Source organism: Capnocytophaga sputigena, assembly GCF_900446695.1.
In the GTDB taxonomy this organism is placed as follows: Bacteria; Bacteroidota; Bacteroidia; order Flavobacteriales; family Flavobacteriaceae; genus Capnocytophaga; species Capnocytophaga sputigena.
Window position 1 is genome coordinate 393715 of the sequence record NZ_UAVP01000008.1, and the last position, 14312, is coordinate 408026.

Here is a 14312-nt window from a genome sequence, read left to right on the forward strand (position 1 = left end):
TTTATTTACTGATATATATTCCTATAAAAAAGAGTACTGAGAGCAAAAACGTGCTCAAGGCAACTACTTTTAGTTCTTTGTCTAAAAGCTGAAGTTCATTATTGCGTTTTACTGAAAGCAAATGTACCACCAATGGAAGGAATGCTATGAGATAAAGCAATTCCCAACGCATTTGCAGGCGCAATACTGAAAAACTGAGCAAGGAGACCATTGCCAATACCACCAAATAGTAGTGGTAGTACTTAGCGAGAGAAATTCCCATTTTCACTACCAAAGTGTGTTTGCCTGAACGCTGGTCGTTCTCGTAATCGCGCATATTGTTGAGGTTTAGTACTGCTACACTTAGTAAGCCTATAGTGATAGCAGGTAGGAAAGTAATCCACTGGAGGGTTTGCGAGTAAAGAAATTCACTGCCTACTACGCTCACCAATCCAAAGAATACGAACACAAAAAGGTCGCCTAAGCCGCGATAACCATAAGCTGAACTGCCTACAGTATATTTGATAGCTGCTGCTACACACAACAATCCTAACACAAAAAATATCGCTAAATAGAGTAGGTTTTCCGAACCAAAAGCTAAATAGATAAGGATCAATGCTGAGAGTATAGAGAGTCCAGCAGTGATGAGCACTACACGCTTGAGTTGCGAGCGACTTATCGCTCCACTTTGCAAAGCGCGTTGAGGACCCAAACGATGTTCATTATCAGTACCTTTTACGCCATCGCCATAGTCGTTAGCAAAGTTAGAAAGCACTTGAAACAGTATAGTTGTAAGCAATGCCCAAGCGAATATTTGCCAGCTAAAAGCTGAAGGGTCATTGCGATATGCCAAAGCGCTACCAGTGATAATCCCTGCTACCGAAAGGGGCAAGGTGCGGAGTCGCGCAGCTTTGATAAGTGTAATTGCTTTCATTTAAGGCACAAAAGTATAAATAATTCGCCAATTAACAAATTTGTAGCTATGATAATTAACAATTTTAACAAAAAACGGCTATTTTAAGTAAGTAGGTTCAAAGTAAGCAATATCTTCAAAATCTTGGGCGTTGTATTTTGCCATTGCAAAGGGAATCATATCTTTGGCTTGAGGGAAAGCATCGGGGATAAAAACAGCATTGGGGTGCTTACAAATCGCAGCGAATTTATTACTTCCATCGCCTAAGAAAGTTACTTTGCCTTTGTTTAATTCATCTTGATAACTATGTTCATCGAGGATTTTGGCTTCGGTGGGGGTTACAAACTCATATTGGCTATTAAATACTGCACTATAGACTTCCATACGGCGGGCATCGAGCATTGGTATAATGCAATTGGCTTTGGCTTGATGAGCGAGGATTTGGAGGGTAGGAATCGCAATAAGGGGTTTACCTAAGGCGAAACAGAGTCCTTTAGCGGTGGCAATCCCTATGCGCAAACCGGTATATGAACCTGCACCAGCACTTACTGCTATAGCATCTAAGGCAGTGAGGGGCATTGAGGCTTGTTGCATCACAGCTTCTATAAAGAGATGTAGATTCTCGGAATGAGTGAATTTTCCAGCATTCTCGGACTTTTCAGCGAGAATGCGATTGTCTTTTGACAAGGCTACAGAACAATTAAGCCCTGAGGTTTCTATAGAAAGTAAAAGCATTTTTTTGAATAATATCTAATAAAATTTTCTCGTTTTAATTCCTCTATTGAAAAAACGAATGAAAGTTAATCCATATTTTTGGATTTTTATCTTCTACATATCTAAAATCGTGAATATGACCATCTATTTCAATAACTAACTTTAATTCTTGACAATAGAAATCAGAAAAACATTGTAAATTTCCCACGAATTACACGAATTTTCACGAAATGAGAAGTGCATAAAAGTCTTTAATTTTTTATTATCTCACGAATTTTCACCTAACGGTGAATTATTTTGTGAATATATCTATGATATAAAGCTATAAATCAATGTTTTGTTATATCGGACTGATGCAAAAGCGATACTATTACTTGTTAGCTGAAACAATCATCACTATTTCTCCTTTTACGTTCTTATCTTTATAAAAATCCAATAATTCTTGGAGGGTACCTCGTTGGGTTTCCTCGTGGAGTTTGGTGAGTTCACGTGAGAGACTCGCAGGTCTATCGGCACCGAAAGTAGTAATAAAATCGGTAAGGGTTTTGAGGAGCTTGTGAGGGGAAACGTAGAAAATCATTGTTTTGGTTTCGGCAGCAAGCTGTGAGAGGCGGGTTTGTCGACCTTTTTTATCGGGTAAAAACCCTTCGAAAGTAAAGCGGTCGTTAGGCAAGCCGCTATTTACTAAAGCGGGTACAAAAGCTGTAGCCCCTGGCAAGCATTCCACAGCAACTCCCTCGGCAATACAAGCACGAGTGAGCAGGAAACCAGGATCGGAAATGGCAGGCGTACCGGCATCGGTGATGAGGGCGATGGTTGTTCCGCCTTTGATACGCTGCACCCAACTATCTACCACCTTGTGTTCGTTGAACAGGTGGTAGCTTTGCATCGGGGTGTGAATATCGTAGTGTTTGAGGAGCTTACTGCTGGTGCGAGTATCTTCGGCTAAGATGATATCCACCTCTTTGAGTAGCCTAAGGGCACGCAGTGTTATATCCTCTAAATTTCCAATAGGGGTAGGAATCAAATAGAGTTTGCTCATTACACTTCAAAACGTTTAAGAACGAGGTCAAGGAAGCGTTGTTCGTACTCTTCTTTACCTTTCCAATAGTTGTAAGTAGGTTTTACTTCTTGCTCGATATAAACTACAGCATCTTGCATAGAATGAAGGTCGGCTATGTGTTTTACTACTTTGTTGTACTCACTTTCACTACCAAAGAAAAGTTTTTGTACAAAAGCCAATTTATCATTCAAGCCTATTTGAGCCGTTTTACCAAATTTATCGTTGAGTGACTGTGCAGGTTTTACCTCTTCATCGGCATCTTTTTTATCGAAAACTGTATGTTTGCTTTGAGAAATAAACTCTTCTAAGGAAGGTGTTTGTTTGAGAATGCGTTCTTCATCGGTATACTCAGGTTGCTGGATAAAATCAGCGAGCTGTTTGATTGCAGATTTTGAAAGTTCAGACTCGTCTATTTCAGGTTTTTCAATGGTAGGCTGTTCAATGGCAGGTTGTTCAATTTCAAATGCTACTGCAGGTTTTTCAATGGTAGGTTGTTCAATTTCAAATGTTACTGCTGACGCTTCTTCGGGGGTAGGTTTTTCTACTATCTCTGCTTTTTCTACAAGTTCAGCAACTTCATTAGTTTTTGAACGATTTACAGGTAGTGCCCAATGAGGTTCTGGATACTGCTCTTCTTTCAAAATTTTTTTGGCTACTGGCTTTTCGGCAGGAGTTGGTTTTTCAGCAGGAGCAGTTTTTTCTTCTTTTGTAATAGGCGCTGGTTCCATTGCCACAAAGGTAGCGGGTTCCTCTTTTGGAGTTTCTTTAGCGGCTGTTTTAGGAGCAGTGATAGGTTGCACTTCAGATGCTTCCACTTCGATATCAAAAAGATCTTCTTGACGATTATCATCAATAAAATCGGATACCTTACGCATAGTTCGGTACATACGATCTTCTGAAGCTCCAAGTGTTTGGTAATATTTTTCCACAAAAGTGAGAATGGTAATTTTCTCGGTAATTTTGTGCGCTTGTTTGTTCAGTTGAGCAAGGTTCCACTCTCCTTCGTTAGCGAGAATTTCAGTAGCTAAGATAATGAGGTCGTGTTCTAATGCTTCTTTCATTTGTTACAAATTTTTAGTTCTTTTTTATTATTTAATAGAGGCTTCGTAAATACCTTCTACGGTATGAGCCAGAGCGTTGTTGAACTGTTCATCGGTTTGTGTTGCAGAGAGTCCTTCGGTAAGGGCGCGAGAGAAACTAGCAATTACACCTTTGTTTTCGGCGAGAATGGCATTAGCTTTCTCGCGTGGATATCCTCCTGAAAGAGCGACCACGCGCACTACACGAGGATGCTGAGTAAACTCTTTGTACAAATTGTTGATGGTAGGTAGAGAGAGTTTGAGCATCACATTGGCAGTAGAAGGCAGGGCGTCTAACTGTTTTCTAACTTCGTCGCGTAAAATAGCCTCGGCAGGAGATTTATCGGGGATATTGATATCCACTTCGGGTTCTATGATAGGCACCAATCCTGCGGCTATAATCTGTTTAGCTACCTCAAATTGTTGCTGAACTACTCTTGCAATACCTTTAGGAGAAGCCTTTTTAACCACTGAACGCATTTTAGTGCCAAAAATATGTCGTTCGTTAGCGCGAGATAATAGTTCTGCAAGTCCGCTGATAGGTTTCATCAGTTGTACTCCGTCGCTATCGAGAGGTTCTAAGCCTTTATCTACTTTTAGGAAAGGAACTACGTGTTTTTCATCCCAAAGATAATCGGCGGTGTATTTACCATCGATTTGTCTGTCCATAGTTTGTTCAAACAAGATAGCGCCTATAATTTTATTGTGAGAAAAAGCAGGACTTTTGATAATGCGGGTACGCATTTGATGAATGAGGTCGAACATTTGTTCCTCGTTGCTGTATTGATCTTCAGTTACCCCATAGAGTTTGAGGGCTTTAGGGGTACTTCCTCCACTTTGGTCAAGAGCTGCAATAAAGCCCTTGCTATTTTTCATTTGTTCAAATTGTTCTTTATTCATTGCTATTAAGTTTTAAAGAATATGCTACAAAGGTACAACTTATTTTTAAATAAAAAAATTTAATCCAGCAACTTGTTTTAAAATGACTATTTTCGTTGAGGCTGTTTAAGGGCGTTTGCAAAACGCCCCTACACAACATAGTTTAAAAGCGATTGATTTTCAAGACAATCAACTTTGGCAAAGGTCGTAGCACGACGAGCTATTAAAACTTTGACAAAAGTGATTAGATGACTTGCCTTAGGGTTTAGTGGCAATTGCTTTTTGATAGAGTTGTTCGGCTACATCCCAATCGATTACGTTGAAAAAGTTGTTGATGTAATCGCCGCGGCGGTTTTGGTATTTCAAGTAATAAGCGTGTTCCCAAACGTCCATTGCTAATACAGGAATACCCGATACACCCAACCCTGGCATCAATGGGTTATCTTGATTGGCAGTGCTCACGACTTGCAATTTACCGTTATTAACTACTAACCAAGCCCAACCAGAACCAAAGCGTTTAGCTCCTGCTTCGGCAAAGGCTTTTTTGAAGTTCTCAAAGCTACCAAAATCGCGGTCGATAGCAGCTGCTAATGCTCCTTTAGGACTTCCGCCACTGCGTGACATCCCTGCAAAATACATATTGTGATTGAAGTAACCACCAGCATTGTTACGCAAGGTTGCATTGTTCATATCAAGCGTGCGAAGGAGTTCCTCGATGCTCATTTGCGCTTGAGGGGTACCAGCTACTGCCTTGTTGAGGTTGTTCAAATAAGCTACGTAGTGTTTAGAGAAATGGATGAACATTGTTTCCTCATCAATATATTCTTCTAAACTGGAATATTTGTATTTTAGAGGTACAATAGCAAAAGCCCCTGCTTCGGCTTTTACATCTTTAGGATCACCATAGTTAGAGCCTCTTTGGACGCCTATAACGGTCTCTTCCTGTGCTTTTTTAGTTTTTGATTTTTTCTTCTGAGCGTAAAGGTCACCAGAAGTGAAGGCTGTAGCCAAAGCTACGGCGCTGAGTGTGATTGCGTTTTTGAGTTTCATATAATAAATTAATTTATTTAGGTGTCAAGTTAATGGCATATTAACAGAGATTGGAAAATAGGTTTTCTTTCAATCAATCTTTTTATTAGATTGTTAAAGTGTTAGGATATACGGACTTATTCATTGAAAAAAATGTCAATAATTTTATCATCTATTTGTATTTCTATAGGATATAACTCTTTTGTCTTTCCGCCCTGTTTGTATAAAATCAATGTCCAAGGATTGTCTTTGGATACCTGAATTATTTTTTCCCCTATTTTTAAGATTTCGCCTATTTTTATGTTTATTGTATCTATTCTTTTTTCTAATGCAAGATCGCTTGCCATTGTCATATAAAAAGTAGCATCGTCTACCGTTGTATAGAAATCATCATCTTTTGACACATTCTTTAGGCTATCAAGGTAAAATAAGGTTGGTTCCACAAAGATAACATAATTCTTATCCTTTATTTCCCTTGTAATCCTCTCATCGGTTATTTCTTGTACATAATCTGCTTCCTCAATGGTATCTATATCATTTTCAATATAGTTGTTTTCTTGGGTGTTGTTATTGTTACAAGAAAATAACAATAAACACGCTGAAATAAAATAATAAATCTTTACCATCTGAATATTTTAAAATATAATATCATCAATGATGTACCTGTCTTTCTTTTTAGCAACTTTTAATTGTATGCTATCATATCTGTTATCATAAAAGTTAAAAAGATACACATTATATCTTTTTGAATTTATCTTCTTTACCTTAATAGAGTCCAACCATTCTATGAAAACATCTTGGGCATTTACAATAAGATCCATATCTAGATCTTCCGAGGGCTCTATTTTTTTTATTAATTTATTTGATAAATATCTTTTCTTAATTCTTATCAATTCTTCTTGACAATCAGGACAAAGCATTTTATCTTGCAGCCTGATATACTTGTCATAAAATTCTAAAATCATCTTTGTAGCTTCATCAGTTTCTTCTTTAGGCACTTGAATTGGTGCAATTGTATCTTTTTCTACTATGGTATCTCTTTTGATAGAGGAAATAGTATCTCTAATATCATCAGAAGATGATACTTGGGTATTGTTATTATTGCAAGAAAACAACAATAAACACGCCGAAATAAAATAATAAATCTTTACCATCTGAATATTTTAAAATTGAGGTATCTATTTAGCTACATACTAATTGACTTTGGGAAACGGGAGAACGTTCTACAATTCTTTTCTCCAACCTCTACTTTTATAGGGCTTTTACTCACTTCAACTTGCTTACTTTCAAAACTAAGTTCAAAAGTATTCGTTTCTTTCTTGCCTGCGTAGGCTTCTACTTTTATGTAATAATTTTGTGTTTCTGAATCTTCTTTTTAATCCACTTGATCTTCATAGGTATAATACTTTAATCCTGAATCTTTTACTTTTTCTTTTTCAATATAAAAATCTGGGTCATCTTCTATTACATCATTTGTTATAGAAAAATATTTATCTTTTCTTTTGATATGATAAGTATATCTATTGCTGTATATGTTACCCCACTCATATAATTTTGGGTCATCCTCATACTGAGACTCTTCCCCTATATGTATGTTTACTACCCCTGAAATAGTATCTATTTTATTGATTTTTAAAAGAAACCAATCCATCGATATTTTATCTATCAAAAGATTGTCTCTAATCTCTACATAACTAAAAGTGTCTATTTCAAGCCTTTTATGGTCTTCATTAAAGAGAACACGATAATATAACTTTGTGAGGTTATACTTAGTTTTTTGAGGTATAGGACTTTTATATGGTTCTCTTATTGTATCTTCTTCTGTTAAGTAAGTTGAACTATCATAATTTACTCTGTTTTTACAAGATATTATTGAGATTGCAACAAATAGTATTATAATTCTTTTCATATTTTTTAATACATCTCCCCATTGCTCGCTTGATAACAATGTTGCTTAAACATTTCCAATCTATTATTCAGTTTGAACTTTAATAAAATAATAATCTAAATAATCTCTCATATAATCCTCTATCCATTCTTTTTGTAATCTATCATTAGATAGTAGGTTGTAATAGGCTTTCTTTAAATTTTTATTTGACACATTATATAATTTATAACATTTAGACACTATCAAATAACCATTATAATAACTATTCTGAACACCTTCAAATCTCTTTTTGTATTTGTTGTGATAAGTCTCTAACACCTTCTTTATTTCTTCTTTTTCGAAAAATCGGGGTAATGGTTCTAGATGATTAAATGTGGTTGTGTAGTTATCTTCAAATGTTTCTGTGTATAAATAAGTATCATTACAATTACAAAAACCATAAAAAACGAATTGTTCAAAAGATTTACTATCGTTTTGTAATTTTAAGTACGTCTTACTAATCAGTTCTTTGTTTTGAGCATTACAAAAAATGCTAAAAAAGACTATTATAATGTTTAACAATTTCATATTCAATTATTTTAATTGAGGTGTCTATTTAGCTACATACTAATTGACTTTGGGAAACGGGAGAACGTTCTACAATTCTTTTCATTAATTTGTTAAAGATAGTATCTTTATTTTGTGAGCGATTAATTCTAAAACTGTATTCCGCTAAATATCGGTCTATGTTAAATTCTGATACCCAAGAATATATATCTCAAATCCTCTCCTTTACTGATGCTAATGGCAACGACACTACCAAAGAACAGGTAGAAGCCAATTATCGCCAGATAAAGTTAGATGTCATTGAAATCATTGAACGCGAGAAAGAACGTATCGCCAACGACCCTGAGCTAAGGCATTTGGTGGAGAAAGAGGGAGAATAAACAAAAAAGGCTATCCGCTTAAAATTTGGATGGTCATATTCTCTCAATAGCAAGGTTCATTTTTATTAAATAAGCAATGAGGAAAGCGGACATCTATGGAATCGCTTAATTGGTATGCTTTAATGCTATCTATTTTTCCATTTTCATTATAATATTTCCATTCGCCGTATTTATAGTGGTTCACAACTTTTCCTTCTTCTCTTATTTTACCTTCTTTATAGTAATAATCCTTCCAATAACCATTCCCATTTGTAAAATATGTCCGATATAATATTTGTCTATCTGTATTATATACTATATATTTTCCCGCCATTTTACTTTTCTTATAATAGATTTCTTTTAAAGGCATATCTGGATTTATTGTATATATGCCTTCTAAATATCCATTTATGATTTTAATACATTCAAGTTCAATTCTTTTATTATCTATATAAAACCATTTATATATATGATAGTCAGAAGGTACTATTGTATCATTTACACGTAGGAATTTTCCGTTGCTATTAAAATAATAATCTCTAACAAAATGATCTACACTTATGTCATACCCTGTAGCTCTCCTATCTATAATAATTACATATTCAGGAGGCAACCTATATATTATTATAGGTTTGCAAGCACAAAAGGTAAAAAAAAACAGATATAATAATTTATTTTTTGGCATAATATTTCTTAGTTTCACTTTGCATTATATCAATCTGATATTTATTAAAAAACTTCTGATCTTTGTGATCATAATCCAATTTATAGGATAATGGGTGAGTAGGTTGTTCATTGTTCTATCTTGTTTTTTTGTTTTGCAAAGGTAAGGGTTTTTATTTAAGGTTTATAGTCTTCCCAGCCATATTTTCTATATTCAGGAGCAGGAGAAAATTCAGCTGCACCCCAATCTAAGTCTCCTGAGCAAGGGATACGACAAATACCCCAATTAGCTACTTTTTTAACTCCTGTCTTATAACTTGTCCAAGTCCCTACAAATTGGTTGTTTCTATAGTCATCTGAATATTCTTCAATATCATCAAATAAAAACACTCCTTTATTGTTAATATACCATCTTAATAAAACCTTTCCTTCAAAGATACCCGTAGCTGATAATTTTTTATCTTCTCTAAAATAATAATCAGCAATAATAATTCCTTGTGATTTTATTTTCCCCACCATATCATCCTCTAAACCTCTAGAATGCTCTGCAAAAAAATATACATGTTTGATTTTTATATCTCCTTCAAACAATCTTACATTTTTACCAACTTTTGTTTTCCCTTTTGCTATATAAAGACTATCATTTGTTGTTGATTTTTCTATTTTTAGAAAATTAATCTCTAATCTTCTTTTAATCTTTATATCAATAAACCCAATATAAGGAATAACCCCATAAGGAAAAGATGGTTTAGAGAGCATTGAACTTATATCAATGTTCCCTAAATCAAGTCTTCCTTTGCTATTAAAACCGCCATTTGTATAGCCCATCTCTTCCTTAATAAAATCTTCAAAATCACAATGTTCTTGTGCATTAGATATGGTATCAGATTTGGTATCAGATTTGGTATCAGATTTGGTATCAGATATGGTATCAGATATGGTATCAGATTCGATACTTAATAATTCATTTTGTGGATCTTTTTCAGTGTTATTATTAACAACATTTTCACAAGAACTCACTGTCCCTATTAAAAATAAACTAATAAGTAATAATTTCATATATTATTGTTTTTTTTGTTTTTTCATTTGTTTTTTAAGATATTTATGCAATATAAAATAGAATTTACCTTTGTGTTATTATTTTTATTCCATTAACTTGATAATCAAAAAATTTAATTGAGGTGTCAAAGTATTTTCAGAGTGTAAATATATGAAATTATTTTGACACCTCAATTAGTTTATTTAGGGGTTAGGGGGATTAGAATTTTTAGTTGTAATTAACAGTTTTTACGACATTATCGTGGTCGTAAGTTTCTTCAGAGGTGAGTCGACCGGCTTGGTTATAGTATTTCCAAACACCCTCTTTTCTGTTGTTTTTATAAGTACCTTCTTCGGTGATTTTACCATTAGGATAATAGATAACGCTTTTTCCGTTTTTCTTACCATCCTTATAGGGTATTTCAGAATATAACTTACCATTGGAATGATAGGTTTTATACAGAACGAGCTCACCATTTTCTTTCAAAAGTTCTTTTGACAAATAGCCTTCTCTTTGGTAATACTTTTGAGAGCCATCTTCTTTGCCTTCTTTGTAAGTGTGTTCTTCAGAGAGTTTGCCATTATCGTAATATATGCGCAGGGTGTAATTTTTTTCGCCTTTGTAATCAGATTCTGACTGCAACCACTCGGCATCGTCATCCCAAAGTTGCCATTTGCCCCAAGGCTTTCCATCCTTGTAATTTTTGAGGGATATGAGTTTTCCTTTATCGTTGTAATACTTCCAAGTACCGTCGTTTTTACCATTCTTGTAGTGTTCCTCGGCGGTGAGTTTACCTTCATCATTATAGCGTTTGTAAGCACCATTGATGCGCCCCTCTACAAAGGTTGCTTCGTAATAGGCACCGCCGCTCATCACTACTTTGTAAGCCCCGTCAAGAGGTTCATCGGTAGTGTAGAGTTTGAAAAACTTCTCACCTGCAAATACTTGCTGACGGACATCTCTTTCAGGGAGTAGTTTTTGGGCAAATGAGATGCTGACAAGCAGCAAACTAATGGATAAAAATAGAGATTTCATATTTTTCAATTAACAATTAATAATTAACAATCAGTAAATATGTTGTACTGAGATTATCTTACCATTATATCAATTTTCCCTTTCAATTTCTTAGTCTTAGCCTCTATGTTTATTATACCTGATTTATCTCCTGCTTGTACCATCATCACTAATTTTCCGTTGAAGAGGTGCATTTTAGGCAAGTGGAATTGGTCGGTGCAAGTAGCATCGCCATTGGCAGCTGCTTTATAAAAGCCTGCTCCTTTAACGGTGAAAGTTACCAAATCGTTTACAGTAGGACATAGATTGCCATCTTTATCTACCGCTTCTACAGTGATAAAAGCGAGGTCTTTGCTATTAGGAGTGAGTTCTGTTTTACTTTCAGTGCTGAGACGCAAGGCATAAGGCTTGCCTGCAGTATGGATTTCTTTTTCGGCTACTGCCTTACCATTGTCATCATAGGCTACTACTTTCACAGTACCAGGTTCGTACTTAGTATCCATCCACATCAGGCGGTAACGCTTCTGACGTTCTAAATCTGAAGGATTACCGTCTTTTTCTTCCTCTTCTAATTTTATAGAAAGGTCTTTACTGCGTTTGCCTTGACTTTTGCCATTGATAAATAATTCGGCAGAAGGATAATTAGTATAAACGAAGATAGGAGTTACTTCACCCTCGCGCCCTTCCCAATTCCAATGAGGGAGGATATGCAAGGTTTCGGCTTCCTTATTCCAATGCGAGCGGTAGAGATAGAAGCGGTCTTTAGGCAAGCCTGCCAAATCTACTGCTCCAAAGTAGGAACTGTGAGAGGGCCATTCTACATAGTAAGGAGTAGGTTCGCCGAGATAGTCGAAGCCTGTCCAAATGAACTCGCCTACGGTATAAGGCAAATCCTCTTGATGTATCCAGTCGTCTTCGGGCAAGTTTGACCAACCGCAGTGTTCTACGTCATAAGACGACGATTGCATATCGGGGTATTTAGCCATTGATTTGCGCTCTACGGGGAACTTATACACCCCACGCGAACTTACCGTTGAAGCGGTTTCACTACCCAAAATAAGCTGTTGTGGCAACTTGCGGTAAGCCTCTTTGTACTTAAACGGACGGTAATTGAAACCCATTAGCTGCATCGTTGCTGCCATATTGTTTTTAAGCACATCGTGAGGTCTATCCATACCATTGCTCACAGGGCGAGTAGTATCGTATTTTTTGATAATATCTTGCAAATAGCGCGCTACTTGCGAGCCACTTTCTACGCTTTGCTCTTCCACCTCATTACCTATGAACCACATCAGTACGCTAGGGTTGTTGCGGTAGTGTTTTACGAGGTTCGTAAGGTCTTTTTCAGCCCAGTCTTTGAAGTACAAGTGATAGCCATTATCCACTTTGGGGATAGCCCATTCGTCAAAACTCTCTACAGCCAATAGCATACCCATCTCGTCGGCTAAACGGACGTATTCAGGCGCCGGCATATTATGAGAGGTGCGGATAGCATTAACGCCCATATCCTGCATAATGCTTATTTGTCGGCGTATAGCACTCTCATTTACAGCAGCACCCAGCGCCCCTAAATCGTGGTGCATACACACCCCTTGAATTTTGATTTTTCGTCCGTTGAGGTATAGACCATCGTTAGGTTTGAGTTCGATAGAGCGCACCCCAAAGGTAGTGGTTACTTCATCTTTTACAGTATCACCTTCATAGAGTTTGGTAACCGCTTTATAAAGGTACGGCTTGCCGATGTCCCACAAGCGAGGGTTATCAATATACAATTCTGCTGAAATCTTATCGGTAGTGTAAGGAGTTGCTTTGGTATTGGCATACGCTACTCTTTCACCTTGATTGTTGAAAATAACAGTCTCTGCTGCAATAGAAGTCTTTTTATCAGCTACAAACTCAGTATTTACTACTACTTTAGCGAAGTTGTTTGTTATTTCGGGGGTGGTAATCTGTACGCCCCAAATAGGGATATGCGTCTTATTTTTAGTGATGATATGCACATTGCGGTACAATCCAGCTCCTGGGTACCAACGCGACATCTGGGTAAGGTTGTTGAGTCGCACTGCCAAAGTGTTGTTATTGGCTTTTACGTAAGGAGTGATATCCAAGAAGAAAGTGTTGTAGCCATTGTGCCATTCACCCGCTTTTTGTCCGTTTACAAACACTTCGGGGTTACTCATTGCCCCGTCGAACTGTACAAACACCTGCTTATCGGCGGTAAGTTGTGGCACGTTGAACTGGGTGCGATACCAGCCTACGCCTACAAAAGGCAAGCCACCTGTACGCCCTGTGTGTTCAATAGCCGCTTTTTGTCCGTCCTGCTTGATGGCAGTGCGTTGGATATCGTTTTCCATATCAAAAGGACCATAGATAGCCCAGTCGTGAGGCACGGTTACGCGTTGCCATTTTGCATCGTTATAGTTTGTTTGTGAGAAGGCGGGTTTGTCCTCACGGGTAAATTTCCACCCTTTTTGGAGGGTTTGCTGTTGTTGCGCCGAGCTTGTAGCGACAACGCCTAATAAAAGTAAAAGGTTGATTTTGTTCATTCTTATAAATCAGTAGTTTTTAAAATTCGGAGTTCTGGGAACTGTTATGGCTCTTATTTTTTCTGTTTTCCCTTATTTCAATTCACTTCAATTTTTGAAATAGTTAAAGAGTTTGACTTTAATTTTTTTCCGTTGAGGAGAGGAAATGAAAATTGAAGGTGGTGATCATTTCCAATCCAATAATTACCAAATTCCCCACCTTGTCCTTGTACGCCATTGCTCCAAGGTTGCAAAACTTGTCCATCGGTGGTTCTCGCTTGCATATAAACTCTACCTTTTGGTTTAGAATTGGCATTGGATTTTTTCAACAATAAGTTTACATACAACACCGTGTTACCTCCATCTCCACCCCATTGCTCTTTATCTATTTTGGCAGTAATTCCATTTTGGGTGAGTTCTCGAGTGCCTTCTGGGGCTTCACTCCCGCCTTTTTTATCATCATCTTTTCCACAAGAGACTAAGGTAACTGCTGAGCATAGTAGTAATAATGCAAATGTTACGTTAATCAGCTTTTTCATTTTTATGATGTTTTTTAAAATTATTAATTCTGCAAATATAAGGATTTATTTTTTACTTACAAGTTTTTGATTTTTGCTTTCTC

At 36.6% G+C, this 14312-nt stretch carries 17 protein-coding genes and 1 pseudogene; 1 reads left to right on the top strand and 17 read right to left on the bottom strand.

Going from position 1 to position 14312, the window contains the following annotated elements; translation table 11 throughout:
• Position 1: 1 nt before the first annotated feature.
• From menA to DR017_RS08300, 12 genes and pseudogenes are all read right to left on the bottom strand, one after another.
• Positions 2-913, bottom strand: coding sequence for a 1,4-dihydroxy-2-naphthoate octaprenyltransferase (gene menA / locus DR017_RS08245; RefSeq protein ID WP_002680382.1), 912 nt, complete (start codon positions 911-913; stop codon positions 2-4).
• A 78-nt stretch (positions 914-991) separates the two neighbouring features.
• Positions 992-1627: a tRNA (adenosine(37)-N6)-threonylcarbamoyltransferase complex dimerization subunit type 1 TsaB gene (gene tsaB / locus DR017_RS08250; RefSeq protein WP_002680306.1), complete on the bottom strand. Its 636-nt coding sequence runs from the start codon at positions 1625-1627 to the stop codon at positions 992-994.
• 43 nt (positions 1628-1670) lie between these two features.
• Positions 1671-1814, bottom strand: coding sequence for a DUF559 domain-containing protein (locus DR017_RS08255; RefSeq protein WP_081450876.1), 144 nt, complete (start codon positions 1812-1814; stop codon positions 1671-1673).
• A 162-nt stretch (positions 1815-1976) separates the two neighbouring features.
• Positions 1977-2648, bottom strand: a complete 672-nt coding sequence (gene rsmI, locus DR017_RS08260; RefSeq protein ID WP_002680293.1) for a 16S rRNA (cytidine(1402)-2'-O)-methyltransferase — start codon at positions 2646-2648, stop codon at positions 1977-1979.
• Positions 2648-3730, bottom strand: a complete 1083-nt coding sequence (locus DR017_RS08265; protein WP_002680337.1) for a DUF8457 domain-containing protein — start codon at positions 3728-3730, stop codon at positions 2648-2650. Before DR017_RS08265 ends, rsmI begins: the two co-directional genes overlap by 1 nt.
• Positions 3731-3757: 27 nt before the next feature.
• A complete protein-coding gene (locus DR017_RS08270) occupies positions 3758-4648 on the bottom strand; it encodes a fructose bisphosphate aldolase (RefSeq protein ID WP_002680356.1) in 891 nt (296 codons plus the stop codon).
• A gap of 237 nt (positions 4649-4885) precedes the next feature.
• The gene (locus DR017_RS08275; protein ID WP_002680309.1) at positions 4886-5677 is read right to left on the bottom strand and encodes a superoxide dismutase; all 792 of its coding nucleotides are present in this window, start codon (positions 5675-5677) and stop codon (positions 4886-4888) included.
• A gap of 116 nt (positions 5678-5793) precedes the next feature.
• Positions 5794-6282: a hypothetical protein gene (locus DR017_RS08280; RefSeq protein ID WP_002680281.1), complete on the bottom strand. Its 489-nt coding sequence runs from the start codon at positions 6280-6282 to the stop codon at positions 5794-5796.
• A 9-nt stretch (positions 6283-6291) separates the two neighbouring features.
• A complete protein-coding gene (locus DR017_RS08285; RefSeq protein ID WP_002680244.1) occupies positions 6292-6810 on the bottom strand; it encodes a YqhG/Tai3 family protein in 519 nt (172 codons plus the stop codon).
• A 221-nt stretch (positions 6811-7031) separates the two neighbouring features.
• On the bottom strand, positions 7032-7565 hold the full coding sequence (locus DR017_RS08290) for a hypothetical protein (protein ID WP_040361437.1): 534 nt from the start codon (positions 7563-7565) through the stop codon (positions 7032-7034).
• 63 nt (positions 7566-7628) lie between these two features.
• On the bottom strand, positions 7629-8111 hold the full coding sequence (locus DR017_RS08295; RefSeq protein WP_002680302.1) for a hypothetical protein: 483 nt from the start codon (positions 8109-8111) through the stop codon (positions 7629-7631).
• A 28-nt stretch (positions 8112-8139) separates the two neighbouring features.
• Positions 8140-8298: pseudogene (locus DR017_RS08300) on the bottom strand (IS1595 family transposase); the annotation flags it as partial.
• On the opposite strand from DR017_RS08300, the gene DR017_RS08305 reads away from it, so the two are divergent.
• On the top strand, positions 8270-8470 hold the full coding sequence (locus DR017_RS08305; protein WP_002680313.1) for a hypothetical protein: 201 nt from the start codon (positions 8270-8272) through the stop codon (positions 8468-8470). The pseudogene DR017_RS08300 and the gene DR017_RS08305 sit on opposite strands and share 29 nt — an antisense overlap.
• A 43-nt stretch (positions 8471-8513) precedes the next feature.
• Here the strand turns inward: DR017_RS08305 and DR017_RS08310 are convergent, their stop codons facing one another.
• From DR017_RS08310 to DR017_RS08330, 5 genes are all read right to left on the bottom strand, one after another.
• A complete protein-coding gene (locus DR017_RS08310; protein WP_002680307.1) occupies positions 8514-9134 on the bottom strand; it encodes a toxin-antitoxin system YwqK family antitoxin in 621 nt (206 codons plus the stop codon).
• A gap of 155 nt (positions 9135-9289) precedes the next feature.
• The gene (locus DR017_RS08315) at positions 9290-10171 is read right to left on the bottom strand and encodes a hypothetical protein (protein ID WP_002680343.1); all 882 of its coding nucleotides are present in this window, start codon (positions 10169-10171) and stop codon (positions 9290-9292) included.
• 208 nt (positions 10172-10379) lie between these two features.
• Positions 10380-11186, bottom strand: a complete 807-nt coding sequence (locus DR017_RS08320) for a toxin-antitoxin system YwqK family antitoxin (protein WP_002680351.1) — start codon at positions 11184-11186, stop codon at positions 10380-10382.
• Positions 11187-11239: 53 nt separating this feature from the next.
• The gene (locus tag DR017_RS08325) at positions 11240-13711 is read right to left on the bottom strand and encodes a glycoside hydrolase family 2 TIM barrel-domain containing protein (RefSeq protein WP_002680345.1); all 2472 of its coding nucleotides are present in this window, start codon (positions 13709-13711) and stop codon (positions 11240-11242) included.
• A gap of 77 nt (positions 13712-13788) precedes the next feature.
• A complete protein-coding gene (locus tag DR017_RS08330; RefSeq protein ID WP_002680336.1) occupies positions 13789-14229 on the bottom strand; it encodes a hypothetical protein in 441 nt (146 codons plus the stop codon).
• Positions 14230-14312 lie beyond the last annotated feature (83 nt).